This is a genomic window from Stenotrophomonas sp. YJH_SMC_73 (genome assembly GCF_059370155.1).
This window is the reverse complement of record NZ_JCAFTJ010000005.1, coordinates 109,815-135,478: the sequence shown is the minus strand read 5'-3', so window position 1 is coordinate 135,478 and position 25,664 is coordinate 109,815. Positions and strand designations below refer to the sequence as shown.

The window sequence follows — 25,664 nt, the reverse complement described above, 5'->3', positions numbered from 1 at the left end:
GGAAAGAAGGCAAAGGCCGCTGCCCGGAGGCAGCGGCCTTCCCGGCACATCAATCTTCTTCGACGGCCGAGGTCTTGGTCTGGATGACCTTCTTGCCGCGGTAGAAACCGTCGGCAGTGATGTGGTGACGCAGGTGCACTTCGCCGGTGGTCGGGTCGGTCGACAGCTGCTTGGCGCTCAGGGCGTCGTGGGCACGACGCATGCCGCGGCGGGACGGGGTGACACGGGATTTCTGCACAGCCATGGGATTGCTCCAAACTCGGTTCGATTTGCTTCGTCGTATCGTCGCGCAGGACGCCAGCGCCCAGCACACTTTCGCTTTCGCCGCAGCCGCCGACGACAATCCGGCTGCTATTGTTTCTTCAGTGCTGCCAACGCCGCAAACGGGTTGGCCTTCTTCGTTTCTTCTTCGCTCGGTGCCCAGTCCTTGTCGACTGCTTCACCGTCGGGCGACAGCGGCACCACGGGCACCGCCAGCACCAATTCGTCCTCGACCAGATCCAGCGGACGCAGCTGGCCGTCTTCCGGCACCAGCAACGCCTCGTATTCCTCCGGCAGGGACGATTCCTCGTCCTCGTCGCGGATCAGGCCAAGCCTCTGGGTCACCTTCACCGGCAACAGGAATCGCTGCATGCTGCGCTGACAGGTCAGCGGCAGCGCGGTGTCGATGGTCAGTTCCACATAGGATACCCGCAAGACGTCGTCGCGACCGAATTCAAGCGAGTAGACACACTCGCCGTCGGTATCTGCGACCAACCCCTGCAGGCGGGTCAATTCAGCCAGGGAGACCTGACCGTCGAAGCGCCTTCGCGCTACAACCATCCGCCAGGCATCCAGCGTTTCGGGCACGTTCGCGGACATAAGCCGCTGAATACTAAGGATCGCACCGCCCGCTGTCAAATGCCCGCCCTGCAGGACTTGCCGCTGGCGCCGTGGAGGGGCCAGACTGCCGCGCCCTGCCCCGGTATTGTCACATGTCACTGGTCCTGGCCTCCACCTCCCGCTACCGTCGCGAACTGCTGGAACGGCTGGGCCTGCCCTTCGACTGCGCACGCCCGGACGTGGATGAAACCCCTCTGGGCGCCGAGACCCCGCTGGCCCTGGCCACGCGCCTGGCCGCCGCCAAGGCCGCAGACGTGGCCGCCCGCCATCCGGGCGCCTGGGTGATCGGCTCGGACCAGGTGGCCGACCTGAACGGCCAGCCGCTGGGAAAGCCGGGCACGGTCGAGGCGGCCTGTGCGCAGCTGGCGGCAATGTCCGGACAGACGGTGCGCTTTCACACGGCAATCAGTCTCAGGCGGGATGGAGAATCCCTCGCCACCCTGGATCTGACCGAAGTACGCTTCCGCGTGCTGGACCCGCAGGAAATCATCCGCTACGTCGCCGCCGAGCAGCCGCTGGACTGCGCCGGCAGCTTCAAGTGCGAGGGCCTGGGCATCAGCCTGTTCGAGGCAATCGACAACCGCGACCCGACCGCGCTGGTCGGCCTGCCACTGATCGCGGTGTGCGGCCTGCTGCGCAGGGCTGGATTCGCGGTGCCGTGAACGGTAGAGCCGAGCCCTTGCTCGGCCGTCTTTTTTTTAGGCTGCCCGCCATCTGTAGCAGAAGCAGCCGAGCATCGGCTCGGCTCTACAGGACCAGGGGACCTCAACGAACTTCGAACGGCTGCTCCTGCCACGCCTCCACGCTGCCGTCGCGGCCGTGCAGGCGCAGGCCAAGCCAATGCCGCCCCGGCGCCAGCGTGGTGGTATCCAGCGATGCGTCGAAGCCCACCGCCGGATGTTGCGGATCGGTGCTGTCCGGCCAGGTGTGGCGGATGTCGAACATGCGCCCGTAGCGCGCATCGCCAATCGAATGGCCATCGACCAGCACTTCGATGCGCGCCAACCCCACGCCATCCTTGAATGCCCAGCCCTTGATGGCGAGCGTTCCGGAGACCTTCTCACCGTTGGACGGTGCATCCAGCCAGGCCATTGCCGGCGTCACGCAGGGCCCCTGCGCGCGCTGCACCGGCAGCCGGAACAGCAGGAAGCGCTGGAAACCATGATCGCTGCTGACCACGCGCGGCGCCGGCAACGGCCCCACCTGCTCGCAGATGGCGTGATAGCGCGCCAGCAGATCGCGGTAGCGCTGGTCGCTGGGTGACAGCACCAGCAGCATCGGCGCACTGCGCGGGCCTTCGTGCAGCAGGCCCCACTGTGCCAGCTGTGCGGTCCGCCCATGCTTGTCGTTGAGCGGATGCGGCAACACCTCGATATCACCGTTGCCCAGCTGGAAGCCCAGTTCGGCACCGACCTTGAAGTTGCCCGCCAGCACACGCGTGCCCGGCGGCATCTGCCGCAGTTCGTCGCGCACCGCCACGGCCAGCGGCTGCCAGCCGGCAAAGTTGCGCGGGTAGTACTTGCTGCCGGCCATCTGCTCGCGCAGCGCCGGCGTGGACGCCATCAGGTAGTAGCCGAAAGCCAGTACGGTGCCTGCAGCTGCCAGCCACCAGCCGGTGCGGCGCAGCCAGCGTGGCCAGCCGTTGAGGACCACCGGCACGGCCACCAGCAGCGCCAGGTAGCCCGGCAACGGCCAATGGAAACTGATCCGCTCGACATCGGTGAAGAAGCCCAGCAGGAAGATGCCCAGCGTCGACACCCCGCCCACCAGGCCGAAATAGCGCCATTGCACCCGCACACCACCACCGCTGCGGGTACCCGCCAGGGCGACCTTCCACATCGCGATGCACAGGATCGGCGTCACCAGCATCGGCTGGATCACCAGGAACCACAGCCCTTCCCACTCGAACGTCCACGGGTGGCGCTCGACCACCTGGAACTTCAGGCCGGCATCATGGTTGTCCGCATTCCACGCCAGCAACGGCAGCCAGGCCAGTACACCCACCGCCAGCGCCACCCATACGCGCGGGTCGGCCAGCATGCGGCGGCCCTGCGGCAGCGCCAGCAGCGCAATGAAGCCGACACCGATGACGCCAATGAAACGGTAGTGGCTGAGCGCACCGATCAGCAGGCCCAGCGCCAGCTTCATCGCCGACGACGCATCCACGTTGTGCAGCAGGCGCGCACCGGCGTGCAGGCAGATCACCGCCGCCAGCGCCATCGGCACATCCGGCACGGCCAGCAGGCCCAGCGTGGCCGACAGCGGCATCAGCAGGGTCAGGCTGCCCGCCTGCCACCCTGCGACGTTGCCAAACCAGCGCGTGGCGATGCGCACCACCAGCAACGGCAGCAACGCACCGATGGCCAGGAACGGCAGGCGCAATGCGAGCACGTGATGGCCACCGATTTCCACGCCCAGGCGTGCAAGCCATGCTGTCAACCCCGGCAGGTCGGAATAGGCGGCGGCCAGGTGCTGGCCTTCCTGCCAATAGAACGCCTCATCGACGAACAGCGGCAGGCGTGCAGCCACCACCAGCTTGGCCGCTGTGATCAGCGTCCATAACCAGAGAAATATTGCCCGCGCGCGCTGTTCGCCTTGCATTGCTCTATGGATAATCGAGTGGATTCCAGACCTGAGACGATCATGCCAGCCTCGTCCCCCAATCCCAGCATGCTAACCGATCAACTGCGCCAGGCCCTGCGGGAGGCACAGGATCAGGTGAACGCACTGGTACTGGGCAAGGTGCCGGAAGTCAGGCTGGCCTTTGTCGCCCTGCTTTCCGGCGGCCACCTGCTCATCGAAGATCTGCCCGGGCTGGGCAAGACCACGCTGGCGCATGCATTGGCCAGCAGCCTCGGCCTCAGCTTCCAGCGCGTGCAGTTCACTTCCGACCTGTTGCCGGCGGACGTACTGGGCGTATCGGTGTACGAGGCCGGCAGCCGCCAGTTCCAGTTCCACCCCGGCCCGGTGTTCACCCACGTGCTGCTGGCCGATGAGATCAACCGCGCACCGCCGCGCACGCAGAGTGCGTTGCTGGAGGCGATGGCCGAGCAGCAGGTCACCCTGGATGGACAGACGCATCCACTGCCCGATCCATTCTTCGTGATCGCCACGCAGAACCCGGTCGACCTGTCCGGCACCTTCCCGTTGCCGGATTCGCAGCTCGATCGTTTCCTGCTGCGGCTGGCGATGGGCTACCCGAGCGTGCAGGCCGAGCGCGAGCTGCTGCGTGGCAGCGATCGCCGCGACCTGATCGCCCGCGCGGTGCCGAAGCTGGATGACACCCAGGTGCGTGCGCTGCGTGAAGCCGTTGGCCAGGTACACGCCAGCGACGCGCTGATCGACTACGTGCAGGCACTGTTGACCCGCAGCCGCCAGCATGCCGGCGTACGCGTGGGCCTGTCACCGCGCGCCGGGCTGGCCCTGCTGCGTGCCGCCAGGGCGCATGCACTGCTGCTCGGCCGCGGGCATGTGGTGCCCGAAGACGTGCAGACCCTGTTCGTGGCAGTGGCCGGCCATCGCCTGGTGGCGGAGGCCGAATCCAGCTCCGGGCCGGCACTGGCGCGGGCGATCCTGCAGACCGTCGCGGTGGACTGAAGGTGGCCACACGCTGGGCACGCATGCAGCTGCTGGCACGCCCACGCAGGCCCGAAGCCCTGCCGCAGCGACTGGATCGCCATCGCATCTATGTACTACCGACGCGCTTCGGCCTGTTCGTCGCCACCCTGCTGTCGGCGATGCTGCTGGGCGCATTGAACTACAACAACAACCCGGCCCTGCTGCTGGCCCTGTTGCTGGCCGCAGCAGCGATCGCCAGCGCCATTGCCGCGCACCTGCAGCTGTCCGGCATACAGATCGATGCAATCTCCGCCGAGCCGGTTCCGGCCGGGCACCCCCTGCGCCTGCGCGTGGACCTGTCGTTGCGCGACCCGCGCGCGCGCCACGGGCTGCACCTGCAGCTGGGCGCAAGCGAGGCGTGGGTCGCACTGCCTGCACACGGTCGCGGCGAAGTGGAGCTGGATGTCCCCAGCGAGCGCCGCGGCTGGCTGGAACTGCCGCGCATCCGCCTGTCCAGCACGCAGCCGCTGGGGCTGGTGCGGGCATGGTCGTGGGTGTGGCCGGAGCAGCCGCTGCTGGTCTATCCACTGGCCGAGGTACTGGCACCACCCCTTCCGGAAAGTGGCAGCGATCCACTGCACACCCGCGCCCATGCCAGTGGCGAAGAGCTGCACCAGCTGCGACCCTATCGTGCCGGCGACGCCCCGCGCAGCATTGCCTGGAAACACTCGGCGCGCCGCGACAGCCTGCTGGTACGCGAATACGAGAAGCCGATCGGCATCGAAGTGGTGCTGGACTGGCGCACGCTGGCGCCGCTGGGCCATGAAGCACGCATCGCGCGGTTGGCACGCTGGGTCGACATGGCCGAGCGCGAAGGCCGGCGCTACACGCTGCTGCTTCCAGCCCATCCCCCGTTCGGGCCCGGCCAGGGCGCCAGCCACCACCACCTGTGCCTGCGCGCACTGGCGCTGATGCCCCATGACTGAGCCTGCCGTCCTGCTCGATCGCAACGCCCGCAGCTGGACCCTGGCCAGCGCAGCGCTGGCGCTGCTGCCACTGCTGCTGCAGCTGCCGCCGGTGCTGGCCGTCGTGATCGCGATCACCGCCGTGCTGACCGCTGCGCTTTCCTGGCGGCGGGTGCTGCCGATGCCGGTGCGCCTGCTGCTGGTGCTGGCCATGCTCGCCACCATTGTCTGGCAGATGGGCATGGTGCGGCCGGGGCGTGATACCGGCTGTGCGCTGCTGGCGGCGATGCTGGCCATCAAATCCAGCGAACTGCGCAACCTGCGTGATGCGCGCAGCCTGCTCGGTTTCGCGCTGTTCTCGCCGTTCGCGGCCTTCCTGCTCGACCAGGGCCCGCTGACCACGGGACTGGCTGCGCTGGCCGCGGTTGCCGCACTGCTGGCCCTGCAACGCCTGGCCCAGGACGAGGGCCGCAGCCCACGCCTGCCACTGCACGGTCAACTGCGCGGCGTCGGCCGCCTGCTTGGCATCGGCCTGCCGCTGGCACTGGCCTGCTTCTGGCTGTTCCCGCGCTTGTCCACGCCGTTGTGGGGCGTACCCGAACGAGCGGTGGGTACACCCGGCCTGGCTGACAGCATGGCGCCGGACCAATGGCTGGACCTGATGGCCGACGACACCCCGGCGCTGCGCGTGCAGTTCTTCGGCGCGGTGCCCGAGCCCGCGCAGCGCTATTGGCGCGGCCCGGTGCTGACTTCCTTCGATGGCCACCGCTGGAGCCGCGATCGCGCGACGGCCCGGCGCCCCGCCCCCGTGGTCGAAGCCGCCGCACAGGGATGGGACTACCAGATCGACTACGAACCCACCGACCGTCGCCTGCTGGTGGCCCTGGACCTGCCCAGCCGCGCACCGGAAGGCAGCAGTTTCGATGCGGACATGAGCCTGCGCAGCGACCGCACGCTGTCCGCGCTCAGCCGCTGGCGGTTGCATTCGGCGCCTCCGCAACGGTTCGACACCGATCTGTCGCCCTACCTGCGCCGTGCCGCGCTGCAGCTTCCCCCCGGCTTCAATCCGCGCACCGCCCAGCTGGCACGGCAATGGCGGCAGGAGGCCGGCAACGATGACGAAGCCATCGTCCGCCGAGCGCTGCAGTGGATCACCCGCGACTTCTCCTACACGCTCGATACCCCGGTGGCCGGGCGCGATCCGGTCGACGATTTCCTGTTCAACTACAAGGCCGGCTTCTGCCAGCACTTCAGCTCGGCCTTCGTGGTGCTGATGCGCAACGCCGGCATTCCGGCCCGGGTGGTGACCGGCTTCGCAGGTGGCACCCGCAACCGCATCGGGGACTACTGGGTAGTGCGGCGCATGGACGCCCACGCCTGGGCCGAAGTCTGGCTGCCCCAGCGCGGCTGGGTCCGGGTGGACCCGACTGCGGCCGTGGCACCGGAACGCATCCTGGACACGCTGGACGACCGCTTGCAGGCCGGCACGGACACCCCGCTGCAGCAGCGCTGGCTGCAGCTGGGGCAGATGGGTGACTGGCTGCGCCGTGGCTGGAACGACCTGGTGCTTTCCTTCGACGCACGCCGTCAGCAGCAGCTGCTCAGGCCGTTCGGGCTGGATGATCTCGGGCCGGCGCAGCTGGTGGCCGGCTTCGTGGTCGCCGCACTGCTGGCATTGGCATGGATGGCCTGGCTGCTGGCCCGCGGCGAGCGCGAGCGCGACCCGCTGCTGCGCGCCTGGCACCGGCTGGGGCGGCGCTATGCGCGCCTTGGCCTGGCCCGCGCCCCCCACGAGACGGCATGCGACTGGTCACGACGGGTACACGCCGTGCGCCCCGACCCCGCCCTGCTGGCACTCAGCCAGCGTTTCGCCGACGCGCGTTACGCTGGAACTTGCACCGACCTCGCTTCATTATTGCGGGACCTGCGCAGGCATCGCCCGACTTCCGGAGCCTCCCCATGAACACCAAGTTCCTCCTCACCGCTGTGGCCACGCTGGCCCTGTCGGCCTGCGCCACGGCCCCCAAGCCGCTGCAGGGACAGTTCAGCCTGGTCTCCCCGCGCGACTCGGTCGCCACCCAGCAGGTCGGCACGCCGGTCCGATGGGGTGGTCGCATCATCGAGACCAAGCCCGGCCAGGGCGAGACCTGCTTCCAGATGATCTCGCGCCCCCTCAACGCCAGTGGCCGCCCGAACACCACCTCGTCCGACGCCAGCGACGGCCGCTTCATTGCCTGCCGCGCCGGCTTCTACGACCCGGCCGTGTTTGAAGCCGGCCGCGACGTGACCTTCATCGGCAAGATCGACGGCTACCAGAACACCCGCATCGGGGAGTACGACTATCGCCTGCCGAAGCTGTCGGCCGATGTGATCTACCTGTGGCCGGAACAGCGCCAGGTCGATGTGGTGCCCTACCCCTATGGCCCGTGGGGCACGGGCCCGTATGGCCCGTACTGGGGTGGTTACGGCCGTTGGGGCTGGTGGTGATCGCCACCGGCCATGCGTGATCGAAAAAGGCCGCCTTCGGGCGGCCTTTTTTTCATCCACGCATCGCATGGATCCACTGCGGGCAATGGTGGATGCCGGGCGCTCAGCGCCCCGGCGTACCGAAATGCCCCAGCGGCGCACCGGCCAGCAGGTGCATGTGGATGTGGAACACGGTCTGCCCGGCATCCTCGCGGCAGTTCATCACGATGCGGTAGCCGTCCTGCGCGAACCCTTCGCGGCGCGCATATTCGGCGGCAGCCAGGGCAAGCTTCCCGATCAGGTGCGCCTGCGACGGCTGCAGGTCGTCCAGGGTCGGGATGATCTCGTTCTTCGGAATGAACAGTACGTGCACCGGCGCCTGCGGTGCGATGTCCTTGAAGCCCAGCACCTCGTCGTCCTCGTAGACGATGGTGGCCGGGATCTCGCGACGGATGATCTTGCTGAAGAGGGTTTCGTTGCTCATGGTCGGCCTCGGCGGGAGTGTCTTCCGCATTGTAGGCCGGCCGCGCCGGGCGATGCCCGGGTGGCGCTCAATCGCGGAATTCGCTGCGCGTTCCGAACGCGTGCGACAGCGTGCCGCGGTCAACGTATTCAAGCTCGCCACCGAGCGGCAGGCCCTGTGCCAGCCGGCTGGGCTGCACCTTGCGCGCGCGCGCCAGCTGCGCCAGGTAGTGCGCGGTGGCTTCGCCTTCGACGGTGGCACTGGTGGCGATGATCAGCTCCTGCACCTCACCTTCGGCCAGACGCTGCTCCAGCTGCTCCAGGCCCAGCTCGCGCGGGCCGATGCCATCGAGCGGCGACAGCCGGCCCTGCAGCACGAAGTAGACACCGCGGAAGCCGGTGGCGTTTTCGATGGCCAGGCGGTCGGCCGGCGATTCGACCACGCACAGCTGGCTGCGCTCGCGGCTGCTGTTGGCACAGGTCGGGCACAGCTCGGTTTCGCTGAAGTCGCGGCACTGCGCGCAGTGGCCGATGCGCTCCACCGCCAGCGCCAGGGCTTCGGCCAGTCGCTGGCCACCTTCGCGCTCGCGCTCGAGCAGGTGGTAGGCCATGCGCTGTGCGGTCTTCTGGCCCACGCCAGGCAGCACCCGCAGCGCGTCGATCAATTGTTCAAGCAGGGGTGCGGACACGGCGGCATGCTTTCATGGCGTCGAGCAGGCTCGACAGCTACAGATTCTGTGGCACCCGCTTGCACGGGTGCCACGCTGGCAATCAGAACGGCAGCTTCATGCCCGGCGGCAGCTGCATGCCGGCGGTGGCCGAACCCATCTTCGACTTCGACTCGGCGTCGATCTTGTTCGAAGCGTCGTTGAAGGCGGCGGCGATCAGGTCTTCCAGCATCTCCGGGTCGCTGGTCAGCGACGGGTCGATGCGCACCTTGCGGCATTCCTTGGCACCGGTCAGGGTCACGCTGACCATGCCGCCGCCGGCACTGCCGGTCACTTCGATCTTGGCGATTTCTTCCTGGGCCTTCTGCAGGTTTTCCTGCATCTTCTGGGCCTGCTGCATCAGTTGGGCGATGTTTCCGCGCATGGTGTCTTACTCGTCAAAAGAACGGATGGAATCGGAAACAACCCGGGCACCGTGCTGCTGGATCAGCACCTGCACTTCCGGGTCGTCCATGAAAACGGCCTCTGCCACCTGCTGCCGCTCGCCACGCTGGCGGTCGGCCCGCTGATGCAGGGTCTCGGCCGGAACGTGTTCGGTTTCCACGGTCTCGACCACGATCTTCGGCGCCTGGCCAAGGGCCTTCTGCAGCATCTCGCCCAGGGCAGCCAGCGCGCGCTCCGAGCGCAGGTATTCAAATCCGGGCGAAAGGCCCAGTTTCAAGGTCCCGTACTGGCAGCTGATGAAGGCGGCGTTGGCAGCCAGCTGCCGCGAGGGGCCGCTGAGGCCGCTGTTGGCGACCAGGTCCAGCCAGTCTTCGGCCGTGGCCAGCTCGCTGACACCTTCCTGCGGCGCGGCGGCATGCGCCGGGGCCGGCTTGGCATGTTCGGCCGGCGCAATGGCAATGCCTTCGGCGCGGAACGGGCGCTCGGGCGGCGCAGGCTCGCTGGGAGCCGCGACGGGAGCCGGCGGTTCGTGCCAGGGCGCAGCCATGGCGGCGTCCGGGCCGGACATCTCGGCCGCCAATGCCTCGTCACGCGCCTCGGCTTCGTCAGTGGCCCACGGCGGCAGGTCGTCGCCTGCCTCTGCAGTGACGGCAGGCGCCGGCGCCTGTGGCTCAGCCTTCACCGGCGGCGGCGACACGGGCTCTTCCACCGGAACCGGCTCGGGCTCCGGCGTCGGGTCTGGTTCCGGTTGCGGGGCCGGTTCGGGCTCGGGTTCAGGTTCGCGCGGCGCGGCCTGCACCGGCGCGGCGGCCTGCGCCGCTACCGCCGGGCTGCCCGAAGCGGCAGCAGCGGCCGGCGTCGCATCGCGGCTACCGGTACCGGCGCCACCACCGGCAGCGTTGCCACCCGGCGTGCCGCCCAACGCACCGTCGACGGCCTTCGGCACCGGCGGTACCGCTGCGGCCGGACGGAACGCCAGCATGCGCAGCACGGCCATTTCAAAGCCCGCGCGCGGGCTGGGTGCCAGCGGCAGGTCGCGGCGGCCATTCAAGGCCATCTGGTACCAGAGCTGCACCACTTCCGGGCGCAGGCGCTCGGCGAATGCGGCGACATCCAGGCCTTCCGCCGCGGCAGCGCCCGGCACCAGCTGCTGCACCTGGATGCGGTGCAGCCCTTCGGCCAGCGCTTCCAGCACACCACTCCAGTCCGGCGAGAACTCTGCCAGCGCGGCTACCACCCGCAGCAGGCGCGGGCCATCGCCGTCGGCCAGCGCATCGAGCATCGCCGCCACCTGGGTGCGGTCCACGGTACCCAGCATGGTGCGCACCACGTCCTCACGCAGCGCGCCGCCGGCATAGGCGATCGCCTGGTCCAGCAGTGACAGGCCGTCACGCAGGCTGCCATCGGCGGCCTTGGCCAGCTGCACGATGGCGCTGCCATCGGCCTCGATCGCTTCCGCCGCCAGGATGCGGGTCATCTGGCCCTGGATCTGGTCTTCATCCAGGCGCTTGAGGTTGAACTGCAGGCAGCGGCTGAGCACGGTGACCGGCAGCTTCTGCGGATCGGTGGTGGCCAGCAGGAACTTCACGTGCTCCGGCGGTTCTTCCAGCGTCTTCAGCAGCGCGTTGAACGCCGCCTTGGACAGCATGTGCACTTCGTCGATCAGGTAGACCTTGTACTTGCCGCGCGAGGGCATGTACTGCGCGTTCTCGATCACCTCGCGCACGTCATCCACACCGGTGTTGGACGCGGCGTCGATTTCCAGCAGGTCGATGTAGCGGCCGGCGTCGATGTCCAGGCAGGCCGCGCACTGGCCGCAGGGGTCGGCGCTGGTGCCCTGCTCGCAGTTCAGCGACTTGGCGAAGATGCGCGCGATGGTGGTCTTGCCCACGCCGCGGGTGCCGGTGAACAGGAACGCGTGGTGGACCCGGCCGCTGTCCAGCGCGTTGCTGAGCGCACGGACCACGTGTTCCTGGCCCACCAGCTCGGCGAAACGCTTCGGACGCCACTTGCGGGCAAGGACGAGATAGGACATCAGGCCACCGTTTTCCATCGGATGTTCCATTGTGCCATGCCTGTCCAGCCCCCTCGCCAACAATGCCGCTGGATGCGCCCCTGATCAGGGTGCTTGTGTCCGGCCGCGCCGCCCGCTAGAATCTGCGCCCCTGCTGAGGCGTTTGCCGATGGCAGGGATCCGGAGAGGTGTCCGAGTGGTTGAAGGAGCACGCCTGGAAAGTGTGTAAGCGTCTAAACCGCGCTTCGGGGGTTCGAATCCCCCTCTCTCCGCCAGACAAATGAAGAAGCCGCCCTCTGGGCGGCTTTTTTATTTGGCTGGCGGAGAGCATCGGGCGAGAGAAGCCCTGCCGGGGTTCGACGGTTCTGCAGGAGCAGAACCGGACCGCCGAAGGCGGGTCCCGGGGCGCAGCGCGCACCGGGATCGGGTGCATGGATGCACCCGACAATCCCCCTCTCTCCGCCAGATAACTGAAAAAGGCTGCCTTCGGGCAGCCTTTTTCAGTTATCTGGCGGGGGATGCGAAGTGCGCTGCGCGCGCTTCGCCCCAAACGTTGCTGCGCAGCGTTCGGGCCCCTCCCCTTGCCGGCCTCTCCCCGCCCCTGTCGGGGCAGCCCCTCAACAGAGGGGCTTGTTGCTCCAGATCCATCAATGGATTTCCGCCGTGCGGGGATGCCTGATCGGCTGTACCTCGCAGAAGCCACTGGCGGGGGATGCGAAGTGCGCTGCGCGCGCTTCGCCCCAAACGTTGCTGCGCAACGTTCGGGCCCCTCCCCTTGCCGGCCTCTCCCCGCCCCTGTCGGGGCAGCCCCTCAACAGAGGGGCTTGTTGCTCCAGATCCATCAATGGGTTTCCGCCGTGCGGGGATGCCTGGTCGGCTGTCCCGCTTCCACGTTCGATGGCCGTCCAACGACAGGATCTGCCCCACGTCGTGGCACCCCGCGCTTCCTGTCCACGCCCTGACCACTGGCCGTGCCGTGGCGATGCAACGACACGCTGGCACTCACTGCCTGTTGCTATGCTCGGGCCACAGGGGATTGATGCCCGCTATCGGGCCGGATGAGGAACATCAACATGCGGTATTTCATGACGAAGCTAGTGATCACCTCCGCCTTGCTGATCGGCAGCGGCACCGCAGTCGCACAGGGCGGCGGTGCGGCGCAGTTCGGCGCACTGGGAGGCACGCATGCAGGCAATGCCCTGGCGTGCGGCGCAACCCCGGAACAGGCCGCCAAGCTGCGCGCAAGCCACAAGGCACAGGCAAAAACCGTGTTCGGCGCCGAAGCAGGCTTCGACCAGGCCTATGACACGGCCGAAGCGCAGACACAGAAGAAGATCACCGATGCCTGGAAGAAGGGCCAGTACAAGCCCACCAGCGAAGTCTGCAACGAACTGATGAAGCAGGTGCGTTCATGACGCAGAAGCACGGATCGACGATGTCCGCAGTGCGCGCGAGCCTGTTGGCCGCCAGCCTGGTACTGGCACTGGGTGCCTGCAAGCGCGCTGGCGAAGCGCCTGCAGAGGGTGGCGCTTCCTCGGCCGCACCTTCCAGCACCGCAGCCGAACCATCACCGCAGGCGGCTGCGGCCACGGATGGAAGCCAGAAGGCCGCAGCGTTCAATGTTGCCGAGCTGCCCGTATCGCAGGCAACGATCGGCAGCTTCCCCTATCTCGGACTGCCGCAGGGCTACACCAGCCAGGACGTCGTAGACAGCGAATTCGATCGCGTACCGTTCTGGACCGGCGATCGCGTGGAATGGATTGAAGGCAAGGTTCATTCTTCGGTCCTGCAGAGCAGCAGCGATCACCCTTATTCGCAGCTGGAGCTCAGCCGCAATGTACAGAGCCTGGTCGAGGCCCTGGGGGGCAAGCGCATTTTCTCCGGCACCATACCGGCCGATGCATCGCGTGACATCGGCAACAGCAAGGCGGCGACCACCTATGTCGGCGGCATCGGCGACATCTACAACGAACCCGCAGAAACCTATGTCATCCATCGCGAAGATCGCGATATCTGGATTCACCTGGGCTCGGGTGGAAACTCCGGCGGCCTGCTCGTCGCAGAGACAAAACCGGTGCAGATCACGGCCAAGGTCATTGAAGCGGACACGCTGAAACAGGCACTGGACAGCAGTGGCAAGGTATCCATCCAGGTGAACTTCGCAACCGACGCCGCCGAGATCCTGCCCGATTCGGAACCGCAGATCGCACAGGTCACCCAGCTGTTGAAGGCCGACCCACAGCTTCGCCTTTCCGTTGAAGGACACACCGACAACAGCGGCAGCCAATCGCACAACCAGACGCTCTCGCAGGCGCGTGCGGAGTCGGTGCGCACGCGTCTTGTCGGCGGTGGAATCGCAGCCGAACGCCTGAGCGCGAAAGGCTATGGGCAGAGCCAGCCGGTCGCCGACAACGCAACCGAAGAAGGGCGTCGCGCCAATCGTCGCGTGGAACTGGTCAAGCGCTGATATCACCACGACGTTACTGCGTTGAAGCACTCCGGAAAAAGCACATGCCCTGCATGTGCTTTTTTCTTTTCCGCGCCGCACGGTCATTTGTTTTGCCGCGGATGCAACGAGATAAAAACACGCGGATCTCTCATGCCGTTCGAACAAGAAGCAGGCCGTGCACGCGCCCTCTGTAGCGCGCCAATATTCCGGCACCACAAGCCGCCCGCGTGACACAAATATGTCAGTTGAGTGTTAATTTCCTTAACGAAAAGCGGTGCATCTAGCTCAAATTTGACGTGATTATGTGCAGACAATTGTTAATCTGCAATGTGCATCACATTTTCAAATATTTCATTGCATATCGGAAAAACCTGACTTGTATCGTCAATTTTCTGTCGATAGGCTTGGCCCCGTTCTCGAACAAGCGACAAATTTTCGACGAACCAGGGTGTGAGCTTCCTGTCTTTACCTCGCCCTGCCATTAATCAGGATCCCCCAGCGGACACGCCGAATATCCCGCACACCCGGGAGGATTCCTGCCATCAAGGAGGAAATACATGGAACGCAGCCGTCGTCACATCCGTTTTTCCCGTAAGCAGGCCGGTCAGGGCATGACCGAGTACATCATCATCACCGCGCTGATCGCCATCGCCGCGATCGGAGCCGTCACCTTCTTCGGAGGCACGGTTCGCAGCCAGGTGGCAGGCATGTCGAAGGAACTTTCCGGCCAGAGCGCGACGCAGTCGATCAACCGCGCCAAGAACCAGGCCAACAGCGCCCAGCAGGAAGCTGACAAGACCAAGGGCATGGACGCGTACAAGAACAAGTAATACCCCAGCCCTGGCGGCATGAAGCCGCCAGGGCCCTCCCAGCATAATCTCCCTGCGCGCACCGCACGCGGCGCGCGACGGGCAGCCATGGCCTCCGGCCCAGGAATTCGTTATGCGCAGCGCATTGGCTTTGGCACGAAGCCGTGCGGCCCGGGGCGTTTCCAGCCACCGAACGGTCGCCGGCCAAGCAATGGTTCTCGGGCTGGCACTCATTCTGGTTCTATGCATCGGGATTGTCCTGCTGTTCAACACAGGGCAGGTGGTGAACAAGAAGGTGGAGCTGGTCAATGCGGCCGACGCCGCCGCCTACAGCGTTGCGATCCAGCAGGCACGCGCACTGAACTACGCGGCCTACATGAACCGTGCCCGCGTTGCCAACGAAGTGGCCGTGGCACAGACGATCAGCCTCTATTCGTGGCTGAACCAGATGCACACCACCTCCATCGTCATCCGCACCACGCTGGATGTGCTCTCCGCCATTCCCTACATCGGCGTGGTGTTCAAGGCATTGGCAACCGCCTTCAAGGTCGCCGAACGCATTCTCAAGGTCACCCGCCAGACGTTCCAGCCTGTCGCGCAGGCGGCCATCATCGCCATCGACAAGCTCAACATGATGTTCGCCGCCTCGGTGCAGCTCGTCATCGAGGGCGTATCGCGGCTGGACAGCTACACCATCGCCAAGGATGTGCTGCAGCGGAACTCACCGCAGGCACAACTGGGCACCATCGGAACCGCGGTGCTCGGCACGCAACTGGCCACGGCCGAGAACCGGCTGCTGCAGCGCTACAGCATTCCCCGTACCGCCAACGGTGGCTCGGCCACGCAGCGCCAGGGCGCCGACCGCTTCCGCAATGTGGTGATGCAGTCGCGTGATGGCTTCAGCAAGAGCCGCAGCGATGATTTCCTCGGCTTCCTGGTGCAGTCCGGCGGCACCGACATGGTCGACTACAACCGATGGGCAGCGCTGGACACCATGGCCGTCGAGCTTCCGCTGCCATGGCCGCTTTCCGATATCGATATTCCAGTCGGCTGGGGCGGTGCGCAGGCCGTGGAAAGCTATCGCAACCAGCGCTTCCTCAACGGCTTCGGCAACGGCAACGGCTGGTACTCGGACTGGGACCGCCGCCGCTACCGCCCGTATGGCGAAGCGGTGCGCCGCAATCGTGGCGCGGCGTGGATTGTCGACCGCAGCCAGGATGCCAACGTGCGCTTCGCCAATGGCCAGCATCGCAAGGCCTTCTTCACCGGCTACAACGGCCTGCGCGACTATCACGACGTCAAGGCCGGGCAGGCACTGCAGCCCTACGCCGAGAATGATCGTGACCGCGACAAGGTCGGCCCGGTCTTCACCATCTATGCCGAGACCGCCGGCACCAGCGCGCGCACCACGTCCGGCGCCGGCATCGGCGCCCCGGCCGGCTCGCAGATGGAACTGCCGGACAGGATGGCCAACAACAAGATCGCCGCACTTTCCTCCGCGCAGGTGTTCTTCGACCGCCCGGTGCAGCTGCGCATGTTCAGCCGCGATGACCGCAAGCGTGAAACCGGAAACCTGTTCAGCCCTTACTGGCAGGCACGACTGGTCAAGACCGATGCCACCACCAAGGCTGCCCTGGCGGCAGCCGGAGCCTTGATGCCATGACGTTTGCTGTTTTCAATCGCCTGCACCTGTCGATCGCCACACTGCTGATCAGCGGCTGTGGCAGCGCGGCGGACAACGGCGAGCCCGCCGCTGCCAGGAACATGCCGGGCATCCATCTTGACCAGATTGCCGAAACCCTGGTGGATGGACGCAACGCGGCGCGCACCAGCTACCAGCAGGCACTGAGCGACTGCCAGGCGGCAGGATTGCCGACCCGCGCACTGGATGACGCCGATGTCGCCCGCCTGGGAACCGTCCGTTACGAAGCCTGGCTTTCCAGCAAAGAGGAAGTGTTCCGTACCCGCGAATGGCGCCTGCTCAACGATGGCCCTGCGACCAGCTGCCAGTTCCGGCTGGAGGCCACCGGCCTGCAGGAGACCCAGAGCGCCTCCGGCGTGGAGCAGGTCGATCTGGCAACGGGAGAGCGTAGCCAGTCCCCTGCCGACAGCGACGGGCTCACCCGCTTTGCCGCCGAAGCCGACGAAGGCAGCGCCTCGCCGGGCTTCCAGCGCGCGGGCAACCGCAGGGTCGCTGGCCAGCCGTGCAACGTGTGGAAGGACGAGAACGGACGGTTCAGCCAGTGCGTGTGGTCGGCTGGTGCCAGCTGGGGCTTCACCCCCGGTGCGCTGAACGACTACCGGCCGAGCCGCTACGCCATTGTCCTGGAGCAGGAACCCCTCGACGGCAATGGCACCCGCCTGACCACGCAGCGCATGACGGTGGGCCAACCCTTTGAAAGCGGCGACCTCGAGGTACCGCGCGAACCGTCCTCCCAACGATGACCTGCTGAGGTAGCCATGGACAGGGAACGCCCATTCCGCGGCGCGCGTCGCCAGCGCGGCCAGAGTCTCACCGAAGTCGCCGTGCTCTGCGCCGTGCTGGTGCCGATCTTCCTGCTGATCCCGATCCTGGCCAAGTACATCCACGCCCGCCAGGCCACCCAGCAGGCCGCGCGCGCGATCGCCTGGGAAGCCACCGTATCGCCGGACTACAAACTGCCGGCCAGCGGCCGCCAGCGCGATCTTGCCGTCGACCGCTATTTCGGGCGTGCCAACGATCCCATCGTCAGCCAGGCGCAGACCGGCGCACGCGATGCCGCCGTCGGCGACGTCCTGATGAATACCTTCTCCAACCAGCCGCTGGTGCGGCGCGGTGACCTCGCCCTGGTCTCCTACACCAGCACGTCGGCAGGCGGCATGATGAAGAAGATCGGCGACGTGACCTCGATGTTCGGTTCGTTCCCGCCCAACCGCAACGGCCTGACCCAGGCCCAGCTGCGGTTGGATGTGCAGGATCTGAAAAGTGCCAACGGCAGTGCTGCCGCCTATCTGGAACCCTTCGATTCGCTGGGCCTGAAGCTGCAGGCCACCCATGTGGTGCTGGCCGACCCCTGGAATGCAGCCGGTTCCGGGCTCAAGGTCAACTCGTCACGCTCGGTGATCGCGCAGGTCAAGCCACTGGTGCCATCCCAGCACATGGCGGGCATCGCCAAGGCGTTTGACGGCCTCTCCGGCATCCCGATGATCGGGACGCTGAGCAGGCTTGATCCCGGTTACATCGCGCCCGACGTGGTGCCTGTCGACAAGTTGCCTGCCTATGCGCCGTCGCGTTGACCTGCTGGCGGCACTGGCCGCGCTGCTGTTCGCCTGGCCTGCGCTGGCCGCGTCCTGGCCGGACATTCCCGAGCCCGAGGGCGCGCAGAGCGAGTGGGTGGCCAAGGACATGCTCTACAACGGCCTGCCCATGCGCATCTCGCGCTTCACGTCCGCCTTGCCGGTGTCGTCCATCGTCAGCTACTACAACCGCGAATGGCCCGGGCAGACCGTGATCAACGAGGTCGGCGGCAAGACCGTGATCGGCCACGCACACGGTGAGTACTACGTGACCATCGAGGTATCGGCCAAGGGCAGTGGCAGCCAGTCACAGATCGGCATTACACGCCTGCTCAAGCGCAAGCCCGATGCCGCGGCCGGCGCCGATTTCCCGAAACCGTCCGGGACGCAGGTGATCAACGACATCACCTACCTGGACGCGCCCGGGCGCAGCCTGTCCATGGAAAGCACGCTGTCTCCGTTCCAGACCGATGCCTTCTATGCCAGCCGCCTCCCTGCGGACGGCTGGAGCCGAAGTTCCGGCCCTGCGGGCTGTTCGATGATCGCGCTGCAGTGCGTTGTCCGCTACAGCAAGGGCAGCCAGGAAATGACCATGACCTTCAACCGGCACGAGCAGGGAACCTCGATTGTCGTCAACCAGTCGCAGCACTGAGACCACCGCCATGAGAAAACGCATTCCCCCGTCCCTACGCCGCCAGCGCGGGGCCGCACTGATCGAGTACGCCGTGGTCGCTTCCGTCGGTGTCCTGGTCCTGGTCGCCGAGCCGAACATCGTGCTCGAGCTGATCGATTCACTGCGCAAGGCGTACCAGGGGTTCACCTACATGCTGTCGATGGGAGTCGTATGAAGGCGCTCCCGCTGAAAGCCAACCGCAACGTCGTCTTCATCATCATCGCCCTCGCGCTCGGCCTGTTCGCGGCCCTGGTCGCCGTGCGCTACGTGCAGAAGGCGGTGAACGAGCGTGCCGCTCCGCCGGTGGAAATGGTGCCGGTAGCCGTGCCCAAGACCGACATGGAGCCGGGCAGCATTGTCACCGTTGCCGACCTTGCAGTGCGCGAAGTCCCCGCCGACCTGCCGCCTGCCGATGCGATCACGCCGGACAATGTGTCCGAGTACAGCGGCCGCATGCTGCGCGCGCCGATCCGCGAAGGTGCACCGCTGGGTGCCAGTGCACTGGTACCGCTGTACGACCAGTTCTCGCGCGTGATCGCCAAGGGCAACGTGGGCTACACCCTCCAGGTGGACGAGACGAACTCGATCTCCGGCATGATTGCTCCCGGGGATCACGTCGACATCCTGCTCACCGTCGAGCAGGAACAGACCGGTGCCCGGGTGCTGCCGCTGCTTGAGGACATCAACGTTCTGGCAACCGGCAACCGCGTCGGCGAAACGCCGGCCTCGGAAGACCAGCAGGGCTATTCGAACATCACTCTGGAACTGACACCGGCACAGGCGCAGCGACTCACGGTCGCCGCCAAGGCCGGTTCGATGCGGGTGATGCTTCGCCAGGTGGAGGATCGTGGTGCGTTCGGCCTCAGTGGCATGACGCAGAGGGAACTGCTCGGCAACGGCACGCAGGGTCGTGCTGGCGTGCAATTCATCATTGGGGGCAAAGGGTCGACGAATGCGCAGCAATAATGGAATCCGCAGCCTCATCGCCGCCACTGCGGCCATCGCTGTTGTCACCTCGCCACTGCTGGCCGTGGCACAGACCACCGGCACCCAGCTGACCCCGGTACCGGTCATGGCCGCACCGCACCCTGCTGTCCAGGCGCAACCGCAGCCCAACACCAACCATGCACCGGTACCCGGTGGGCAGAGCGCCTTCCCGGCGCCGGTTCCCGATCCCGCCTATCGCACCAGCGCGTCGGCCATGCCCGCGGTGCCACTGCCCACCCGCGCCCGGATCTATGCCGGCCAGGCCGCCGTCTACACGCTGCCCAGCGGGCTCAAGCGCGTGGCCGTCGGTAGTGGCGAGATGCTCGAGGTCACCAACGTCGGCCCGCGCGACCTGATCATGATGGGCATGAAGCCCGGCTCCACCACGGTTCACCTGTGGCTGCAGAACGGCAAGCAGCTGCAGGTGCAGGTGGACATCTCCGAGAACGATGCCGTCAGCCTGGCCGAGACCATCCGTACCCTGCTGGCCGACGTGGAAAAGATCAATGTGCATGCGGTCGCCGACCGTGTGGTCATTACCGGCCAGGACATCAACCCGGGCATCGGCAGCCGCATTGATGCGATCCAGAAGATCTACCCGACGGTGTTGAATTTCACTACTGCCGACCCGGTGGGCATGCGCCCGATGGTGCAGATGGACGTGAAGATCATGGAATTCGACACCAATGCGCTGGAAGAACTCGGCATCCAGTGGGACAACGTCATCCGTGGCCCGGTGGCGGGCATCGTCAAGGATTTCACCAACAACAACTACTACCGCATCAACCCCGAGCAGAGCCCGGCCAACGGCGTGCTGCTGCCGAACAAGCTGCAGGGAACCCAGGCCTTCTTTGGCATCGCCACGCAGATCGGCTCGGCGATCAACCTGATGATGAACAAGGGCAAGGCGTTCCTGCTGGCCTCGCCCCAACTCAGCGCCCGCAGCGGCGGGCAGGCCAAGTTCCTGGCCGGCGGCGAAGTGCCGATCCCGGTTCCGCAGGGTTTCGGCCAGGTCACCGTCGACTACAAGGAATACGGCATCAAGCTCGACATCGAGCCCCTGGTCAACTTCAACCAGGACATCTCCACCCGCATCCTGGCTGAGGTCAGCCGCGTCGATCCGACGGTGACCGTGCAGGGCGTGCCTGGCTTCACCACCCGCCGCACCGAGTCGGAAATCAACGTCCACGCAGGGGAAACCATCGTCATCTCCGGGCTGATCGACTCCAGCGCGCAGCAGGATGCCAAGCGCCTGCCGCTGCTGGGCGATATCCCGATCCTCGGAAAGCTGTTCCGCTCCGATGGCTTCCGTGGCAACCGTACCGAGCTGGTGATGTTCGTTACTCCGCGCGTGGTGACGCCGGGCTCGCAGGAAAACCTCGATGGCCTGGAGCGAGCGCGACAGATCCAGGAGCGCGGCCAGCAGGCCATGCCGCGCCGGAACATAGATTTCGTGCAGTGACCGGAGCCGTCGCATGTTCAACATCCTCATCGACACACCCAACCGCGACCAGCGACGTGTCCGCTGCCTGCACCGTGAATGCGGGATCGGCCGTGGCGACGGCAACCTGGTGGTGCTGCAGGGCTGGAGCATCGCCCAACGCCATGCGGCGCTGAAGCGCGAGGACCAGGGCATCTTCATCGAGAGCCTGGGAGGCCGCTCGCCGGTACTGGTGAATGGCGAACAGGTCAAAGGCAGCCGTGGCCCGCTCACCAGCCGTGACCGCGTGCAGATCGGCGACTACCTGCTGCAGGTGGTGGACGACGACCCGCCGGCCGAACCCCTCGCCGATGCTGGAAGTTTCAATGCGGGCGCGGCCAACGATGTACCGGTGGACGCCACGCCCGCACCGGCACCCGCACCGGCGCAGCCATCCAGCGAACGCCAGCTGGCGCGGCCGGAGCAGCTGCCGCCGGACATGGCGGTCTATCGTGCAAAGCTGCATGCCTCGCTGGTCAAGCAGATGGACCTGCGCCGGCTTGACGTGCGCAGCATGGACGATGAGTCGCTGCGCAACGCCACGATCAAGCTGATCGATGAGGTGATGCAACGGGAGTTCTCCGAGCTGCCCAAGACGATCAACCCACGCAGGCTGGCCAAGGAGGTGCTCGATGAGGCCATCGGCCTGGGCCCGCTGGAAGACCTGATCGACGATGCGACGGTGACGGAAATCATGGTCAACGCGCACGACCAGATCTTCATTGAACGTGCGGGCCGGATCGAACGGTCCCCCATTGTCTTCACCAGTGACCGCGCGGTGCTGTCAGCCATCGAGCGCATCGTGACGCCCCTCGGTCGCCGCATCGACGAAAGCTCGCCGATGGTCGACGCGCGGCTGAAGGATGGCTCCCGCGTCAACGCCATCATTCCGCCGGTGGCGCTGCGCGGCCCGAGCATCAGCATCCGAAAGTTCGCCAAGCGCAAGCTGGAAGGAAAGGACCTGCTCACCTTCGGTTCGCTCAGCCAGCCGATGCTGGAATTCCTGATCGTTGCGGTGCGCGAACGGCGCAACATCGTCGTCACCGGCGGCACCGGCTCCGGCAAGACCACCCTGCTCAACATCCTTTCCAACTTCATTCCCGATACCGATCGCATCGTCACCATCGAGGACGCGGCCGAACTGAAGCTCGTCCAGCCCAACCTGGTTGCCCTGGAAGCGCGTCCTCCCAACATGGAAGGCAAGGGCCATATTTCCATCCGCGACCTGGTGCGCAACGCGCTGCGCATGCGCCCGGACCGCATCGTGGTCGGCGAGTGCCGCGGCGGCGAAGCACTGGACATGCTGCAGGCCATGAACACCGGCCACGAAGGATCGCTGACCACCGCCCATGCCAACAATCCGCGCGAGGCGCTGTCGCGCCTGGAAGTGATGGTCATGATGTCCGGCATGGAGCTGCCGATGACGGTGGTGCGCGAACAGATCTCGTCGGCAGTGGACCTGATCGTGCACCAGAAGCGCTTCCCCTGCGGTTCGCGCAAGGTCAGCCACATCACTGAGTTGACGGGCATGGAAAGCGGAACCATCCAGCTGCAGGATGTGTTCCTGTTCAAGGCACGCTCCACTGCCGGACGCGATGGCAAGGTGGTGGGCGAGTTCGTCGCGACCGGTGCAGTGCCGGAGTTCTATGAAGAGCTTGCCGAGCGCGGCGTCGCCGTTGACCTGGACATTTTCCGTACCGGGGGACGGCGGAATGAGTGACATCCTGCTGATCGCCCTGCTGTGTTTTGCCTGCGTGACGGGCTCGGTGCTGTTGCTGGCGCGTGCCAGCTCCGGCTTCATGGACCGTTACCGCGCCAACTTCATGGACCAGGCGCGGGTCAATCTGGCCGACATGTTCCTGTTCGTCGACCCGCGCGTGCTATTCAGGACCAATGTCCTGATGCTGCTGGCGATTCCCGTGCTGCTGTGGATCGTCACCGGCGGCAACCTGCTGCTGCCGATCCTGGCCCTGATCCTGCTGGCCATAGCGCCACGCAAGATCTACCTGTGGCTGAAGCAGCGCCGCCTCGACCAGATCCAGCAGCAGTTGCCCGACGGGCTGCTGATGCTGGCCGGCAGCCTCAAGGCCGGCGTCGGCTTCAATCCTGCGCTGGAAGCACTGGCCCATGACGGCCTGCCTCCGCTGGCCCAGGAGCTGGCACTGGTACTGCGCGAGCAGCACATGGGCGTGCGCACGGAGGAGGCGCTGGACAACTTCGCCGCCCGCGTGCCCATTGCCGACGTGAAGCTGTTCGTGGCCGCCGTCAGCATTTCGCGCGAGGTTGGTGGCAATCTCGCCGAGAGCCTCTCCACGCTCGCCGAAACGCTGCGGCGCAAGCTCATCATGGAAGGCAAGGTCAAGGCACTTACCGCGCAGGGGCGCCTGCAGGGCATCGTCATGGCGATGCTGCCAGCCGGCCTTGTCGGCTTCCTCGTGCTGTTCTATCCAGAAACGATGAACCCCATGTTCCACACCTTCATCGGCTGGTGCGTCATGGCCCTGATCGGGGTACTGGAATACCTCGGCTACCGCATGTGCCGCAAAATCATGACGATCGATATATGAACGCCCTGCTCATCCTGGTCGCACTGCTTGCCGCTGCCGCTGTTGGGCTGCTTGCATTCGCGCTGCGCGGACTGGTGCAGTCGGTCGAGGTGGACCAGCGCAACTACCAGGATCCGCTGCCGCTGCTGCTGCGCATCCTGTGGCCGCTGATTACGGTCGCTACGCGCCTGGCCGGGCCGCGCCTGTCCTCGGCACAGCTGGAGCGCGCGCATCGCAGCCTGCAGTCGGCCGGCCAGGACTTCGTGCTGTCACCGGAAGAACTGTATGGCGCACGGATCGTCTCCGCCGCCGTGGCCAGTACCTTCCTGTTGCTCACCATCATCCTGCTGGGCCGGTTCGGAGTCGGCTCCGTGCTGATGGCCCTGGCATTCGGCGCACCGTTCGGGTGGATGTATCCCACGCTGTGGCTGGGCGAACGGCGGAAAGCGCGCTCCAAGCATGTGATCCGCGACCTGCCTATCTTCCTCGACTTCATCACCATGGCCGTCGAAGCGGGCCTGAACATCACCGGTGCGATCGAACAGTCCGTCGACAAGGGTCCACACGGTCCGCTGTCACAGGAGTTCTCGCGCATGTTGCGTGATCTGCGCGCCGGCCTTCCGCGTGCCGAAGCGCTGCGGCGCATGTCCGATCGCGCCGACATCTCCCAGTTGACCAGCTTCACCAGCGCCTTGATCCAGGCGGACCGGGTGGGTGCCAGCCTGAGTGACACACTGCGCTCGCAGGCCATGCAGCGCCGCGAAGAGCGCTTCCTTCGCGCCGAGAAGCTGGCCCTGGAAGCACCGGTGAAGATGATGCTGCCGCTGGTGCTGTTCTTCTTCCCGCTGATCTTCGTCGTCCTGGCCTACTTCATCTTCCTGCAGATGAAGCAGCAGGGCATCCTGTGAGTCCCCGCACATGAGAACCGGCGCCCTGATCCGCAACCACCAGCAGTTGCTCAGCTGCGTCTGGCATGCCGATCGCTGGCACCAGCGGCTGCGCGGCCTGCTGTTGCGCGCGCCACTCCAGCCTGGGCAAGGCCTGCTGATAACCCCCTGCTCGAGCGTGCACACCCTGGCCATGGGGTATCCACTCGACCTGTTGTTCCTGGACCGCGATCAGCGCGCCGTTGGCTGGCGCGAGGCCGTGCGCCCATGGCGCGGCGCCTGGTGCCGCGGCGCCTACTCGACGCTGGAAATGCCGGTGGACAGCCTCAGGCATATTGCCCCGGTGCTGGGCGAGACGTTCCAATGGTGCCCTTCTCCGCCTGCGGCACCGCCATCCACGAGGGCGTTGCAATGAAGCACATCCGCACATCCATCCGCCAGCAGCGGGGCCAATCGCTGATTGAATTCTGCATCGTGGTTCCGGCCTTCGTCTTCCTCATCCTGGTCATCTTCCAGTTCGTCCTGATCTATCGCGCCAAGTCGCTGCTGGATTTCGCCACGCTGCAGGCCGCGCGTGCCGGCGCGGTCAGTGGCGTCAATCATTCCGAGATGCGCAGCGCACTGGAAATGGCGATGGCTCCCCTGTACGCGACCTCGCCGGATGCCGCCGGTGCCGTCGCCGCCCGCGCCAAGGTCGCCCTGCTGTGGAAGAACCCGTTGCTGTCACCGAAGATCGAGGTCATTTCACCCAGCCGCGCGGCGTACAACGAGTTCCGCGAGCGCCAGTTCGATGGGCGCTATGCGCTGCCGAACGACAATCTTGCCTTCCGCGATGCACGTGTCGGCAGCAGCCGCGTCAGCGTGCAGGACGCCAACATCCTCAAGATCAAGGTCACCTATCCGATGCCCCTGATCGTTCCCTTTGCCGACCGGGTGATTGCCGGTCTTTCAGACCTGGTCAGCGAAGGCGACAGCTTCCGCCCGGCCTCGATGCTGATCGAGGACCCGATCACCGGCCATCGCCGCATGCCGATCGAGTCCTACGCGATCGTCCGCATGCAGAGCCCCGTGCATGACAGCAACAACCTGGCGCGCTGA

General features: G+C 66.1%; 27 protein-coding genes and 1 tRNA gene. 21 read left to right on the top strand and 7 right to left on the bottom strand.

All coding sequences use genetic code 11. The annotated features are described in order from the left end of the window. Positions 1–49: 49 nt before the first annotated feature. Both rpmF and AC5P8R_RS09935 read right to left on the bottom strand, forming a co-directional pair. Positions 50–244, bottom strand: coding sequence for a 50S ribosomal protein L32 (gene rpmF / locus AC5P8R_RS09940; protein WP_004154640.1), 195 nt, complete (start codon positions 242–244; stop codon positions 50–52). A gap of 107 nt (positions 245–351) precedes the next feature. Next, entirely contained in the window at positions 352–861 is a 510-nt protein-coding gene (locus AC5P8R_RS09935) for a YceD family protein (RefSeq protein ID WP_049404889.1), read from the bottom strand. 113 nt (positions 862–974) lie between these two features. Here AC5P8R_RS09935 and AC5P8R_RS09930 point away from each other — a divergent pair, with 113 nt between their 5' ends. Beyond that, positions 975–1,544 (top strand): Maf family protein, encoded by a 570-nt coding sequence (locus AC5P8R_RS09930; RefSeq protein ID WP_014646184.1) that lies wholly within the window; start codon positions 975–977, stop codon positions 1,542–1,544. Between the two features lie 103 nt (positions 1,545–1,647). Here AC5P8R_RS09930 and AC5P8R_RS09925 read toward each other — a convergent pair whose 3' ends face one another. Further along, a complete protein-coding gene (locus tag AC5P8R_RS09925) occupies positions 1,648–3,483 on the bottom strand; it encodes a glycosyltransferase family 39 protein (protein ID WP_049441029.1) in 1,836 nt (611 codons plus the stop codon). A 42-nt stretch (positions 3,484–3,525) separates the two neighbouring features. Between AC5P8R_RS09925 and AC5P8R_RS09920 the strand changes: the two genes are divergently transcribed. The 4 genes from AC5P8R_RS09920 to AC5P8R_RS09905 are packed head-to-tail and all read left to right on the top strand — an operon-like array spanning position 3,526 to position 7,892. Beyond that, a complete protein-coding gene (locus AC5P8R_RS09920; RefSeq protein ID WP_032958559.1) occupies positions 3,526–4,479 on the top strand; it encodes an AAA family ATPase in 954 nt (317 codons plus the stop codon). A gap of 23 nt (positions 4,480–4,502) precedes the next feature. Beyond that, positions 4,503–5,426, top strand: coding sequence for a DUF58 domain-containing protein (locus AC5P8R_RS09915; RefSeq protein ID WP_014646181.1), 924 nt, complete (start codon positions 4,503–4,505; stop codon positions 5,424–5,426). Further along, positions 5,419–7,368, top strand: coding sequence for a transglutaminase TgpA family protein (locus AC5P8R_RS09910; RefSeq protein ID WP_046429192.1), 1,950 nt, complete (start codon positions 5,419–5,421; stop codon positions 7,366–7,368). Before AC5P8R_RS09915 ends, AC5P8R_RS09910 begins: the two co-directional genes overlap by 8 nt. Next, entirely contained in the window at positions 7,365–7,892 is a 528-nt protein-coding gene (locus AC5P8R_RS09905; RefSeq protein ID WP_495223333.1) for a Slp family lipoprotein, read from the top strand. Before AC5P8R_RS09910 ends, AC5P8R_RS09905 begins: the two co-directional genes overlap by 4 nt. 103 nt (positions 7,893–7,995) lie before the next feature. Here the strand turns inward: AC5P8R_RS09905 and AC5P8R_RS09900 are convergent, their stop codons facing one another. The 4 genes from AC5P8R_RS09900 to dnaX form a co-directional block, all read right to left on the bottom strand. Next, on the bottom strand, positions 7,996–8,355 hold the full coding sequence (locus AC5P8R_RS09900; protein WP_014646179.1) for a histidine triad nucleotide-binding protein: 360 nt from the start codon (positions 8,353–8,355) through the stop codon (positions 7,996–7,998). Between the two features lie 67 nt (positions 8,356–8,422). Continuing rightward, on the bottom strand, positions 8,423–9,022 hold the full coding sequence (recR, locus tag AC5P8R_RS09895; RefSeq protein WP_049441038.1) for a recombination mediator RecR: 600 nt from the start codon (positions 9,020–9,022) through the stop codon (positions 8,423–8,425). An 82-nt stretch (positions 9,023–9,104) separates the two neighbouring features. After that, entirely contained in the window at positions 9,105–9,425 is a 321-nt protein-coding gene (locus AC5P8R_RS09890; RefSeq protein WP_005408298.1) for a YbaB/EbfC family nucleoid-associated protein, read from the bottom strand. 6 nt (positions 9,426–9,431) lie between these two features. Beyond that, entirely contained in the window at positions 9,432–11,498 is a 2,067-nt protein-coding gene (gene dnaX, locus AC5P8R_RS09885) for a DNA polymerase III subunit gamma/tau (RefSeq protein ID WP_495223332.1), read from the bottom strand. A gap of 143 nt (positions 11,499–11,641) precedes the next feature. Between dnaX and AC5P8R_RS09880 the strand changes: the two genes are divergently transcribed. From AC5P8R_RS09880 to AC5P8R_RS09805, 16 genes are all read left to right on the top strand, one after another. Next, positions 11,642–11,734: transfer RNA gene (locus tag AC5P8R_RS09880), tRNA-Ser, on the top strand. An 810-nt stretch (positions 11,735–12,544) separates the two neighbouring features. After that, on the top strand, positions 12,545–12,874 hold the full coding sequence (locus AC5P8R_RS09875) for a hypothetical protein (RefSeq protein ID WP_126411778.1): 330 nt from the start codon (positions 12,545–12,547) through the stop codon (positions 12,872–12,874). Positions 12,875–12,894: 20 nt separating this feature from the next. Beyond that, a complete protein-coding gene (locus AC5P8R_RS09870) occupies positions 12,895–13,926 on the top strand; it encodes an OmpA family protein (RefSeq protein ID WP_032958215.1) in 1,032 nt (343 codons plus the stop codon). Between the two features lie 539 nt (positions 13,927–14,465). Next, positions 14,466–14,738, top strand: coding sequence for a hypothetical protein (locus tag AC5P8R_RS09865; RefSeq protein ID WP_014036176.1), 273 nt, complete (start codon positions 14,466–14,468; stop codon positions 14,736–14,738). Positions 14,739–14,850: 112 nt separating this feature from the next. Then, on the top strand, positions 14,851–16,380 hold the full coding sequence (locus AC5P8R_RS09860) for a pilus assembly protein TadG-related protein (protein ID WP_321210539.1): 1,530 nt from the start codon (positions 14,851–14,853) through the stop codon (positions 16,378–16,380). After that, positions 16,377–17,162: a hypothetical protein gene (locus AC5P8R_RS09855; RefSeq protein ID WP_495223330.1), complete on the top strand. Its 786-nt coding sequence runs from the start codon at positions 16,377–16,379 to the stop codon at positions 17,160–17,162. Before AC5P8R_RS09860 ends, AC5P8R_RS09855 begins: the two co-directional genes overlap by 4 nt. A 15-nt stretch (positions 17,163–17,177) precedes the next feature. Continuing rightward, positions 17,178–17,993: a TadE/TadG family type IV pilus assembly protein gene (locus tag AC5P8R_RS09850; protein WP_014036173.1), complete on the top strand. Its 816-nt coding sequence runs from the start codon at positions 17,178–17,180 to the stop codon at positions 17,991–17,993. Beyond that, the gene (locus tag AC5P8R_RS09845; protein WP_495223329.1) at positions 17,977–18,645 is read left to right on the top strand and encodes a hypothetical protein; all 669 of its coding nucleotides are present in this window, start codon (positions 17,977–17,979) and stop codon (positions 18,643–18,645) included. Before AC5P8R_RS09850 ends, AC5P8R_RS09845 begins: the two co-directional genes overlap by 17 nt. A gap of 10 nt (positions 18,646–18,655) precedes the next feature. Then, the gene (locus tag AC5P8R_RS09840; RefSeq protein WP_014646171.1) at positions 18,656–18,841 is read left to right on the top strand and encodes a hypothetical protein; all 186 of its coding nucleotides are present in this window, start codon (positions 18,656–18,658) and stop codon (positions 18,839–18,841) included. After that, positions 18,838–19,632: a Flp pilus assembly protein CpaB gene (gene cpaB, locus AC5P8R_RS09835; protein WP_014036170.1), complete on the top strand. Its 795-nt coding sequence runs from the start codon at positions 18,838–18,840 to the stop codon at positions 19,630–19,632. The genes AC5P8R_RS09840 and cpaB overlap by 4 nt, the downstream gene beginning before the upstream one ends. After that, positions 19,619–21,115 carry a type II and III secretion system protein family protein gene (locus AC5P8R_RS09830; RefSeq protein ID WP_495223328.1) on the top strand — a complete coding sequence of 499 codons (1,497 nt, stop codon included), beginning with the start codon at positions 19,619–19,621 and terminating at the stop codon, positions 21,113–21,115. Before cpaB ends, AC5P8R_RS09830 begins: the two co-directional genes overlap by 14 nt. Before the next feature lie 13 nt (positions 21,116–21,128). After that, positions 21,129–22,853: a TadA family conjugal transfer-associated ATPase gene (locus tag AC5P8R_RS09825; protein ID WP_111205553.1), complete on the top strand. Its 1,725-nt coding sequence runs from the start codon at positions 21,129–21,131 to the stop codon at positions 22,851–22,853. Continuing rightward, positions 22,846–23,700: a type II secretion system F family protein gene (locus AC5P8R_RS09820; protein WP_014646168.1), complete on the top strand. Its 855-nt coding sequence runs from the start codon at positions 22,846–22,848 to the stop codon at positions 23,698–23,700. The genes AC5P8R_RS09825 and AC5P8R_RS09820 overlap by 8 nt, the downstream gene beginning before the upstream one ends. Further along, positions 23,697–24,587: a type II secretion system F family protein gene (locus tag AC5P8R_RS09815; protein WP_495223327.1), complete on the top strand. Its 891-nt coding sequence runs from the start codon at positions 23,697–23,699 to the stop codon at positions 24,585–24,587. The genes AC5P8R_RS09820 and AC5P8R_RS09815 overlap by 4 nt, the downstream gene beginning before the upstream one ends. A 10-nt stretch (positions 24,588–24,597) precedes the next feature. After that, a complete protein-coding gene (locus tag AC5P8R_RS09810; RefSeq protein WP_041863110.1) occupies positions 24,598–24,981 on the top strand; it encodes a DUF192 domain-containing protein in 384 nt (127 codons plus the stop codon). Continuing rightward, the gene (locus tag AC5P8R_RS09805) at positions 24,978–25,664 is read left to right on the top strand and encodes a TadE/TadG family type IV pilus assembly protein (RefSeq protein WP_032958205.1); all 687 of its coding nucleotides are present in this window, start codon (positions 24,978–24,980) and stop codon (positions 25,662–25,664) included. Before AC5P8R_RS09810 ends, AC5P8R_RS09805 begins: the two co-directional genes overlap by 4 nt.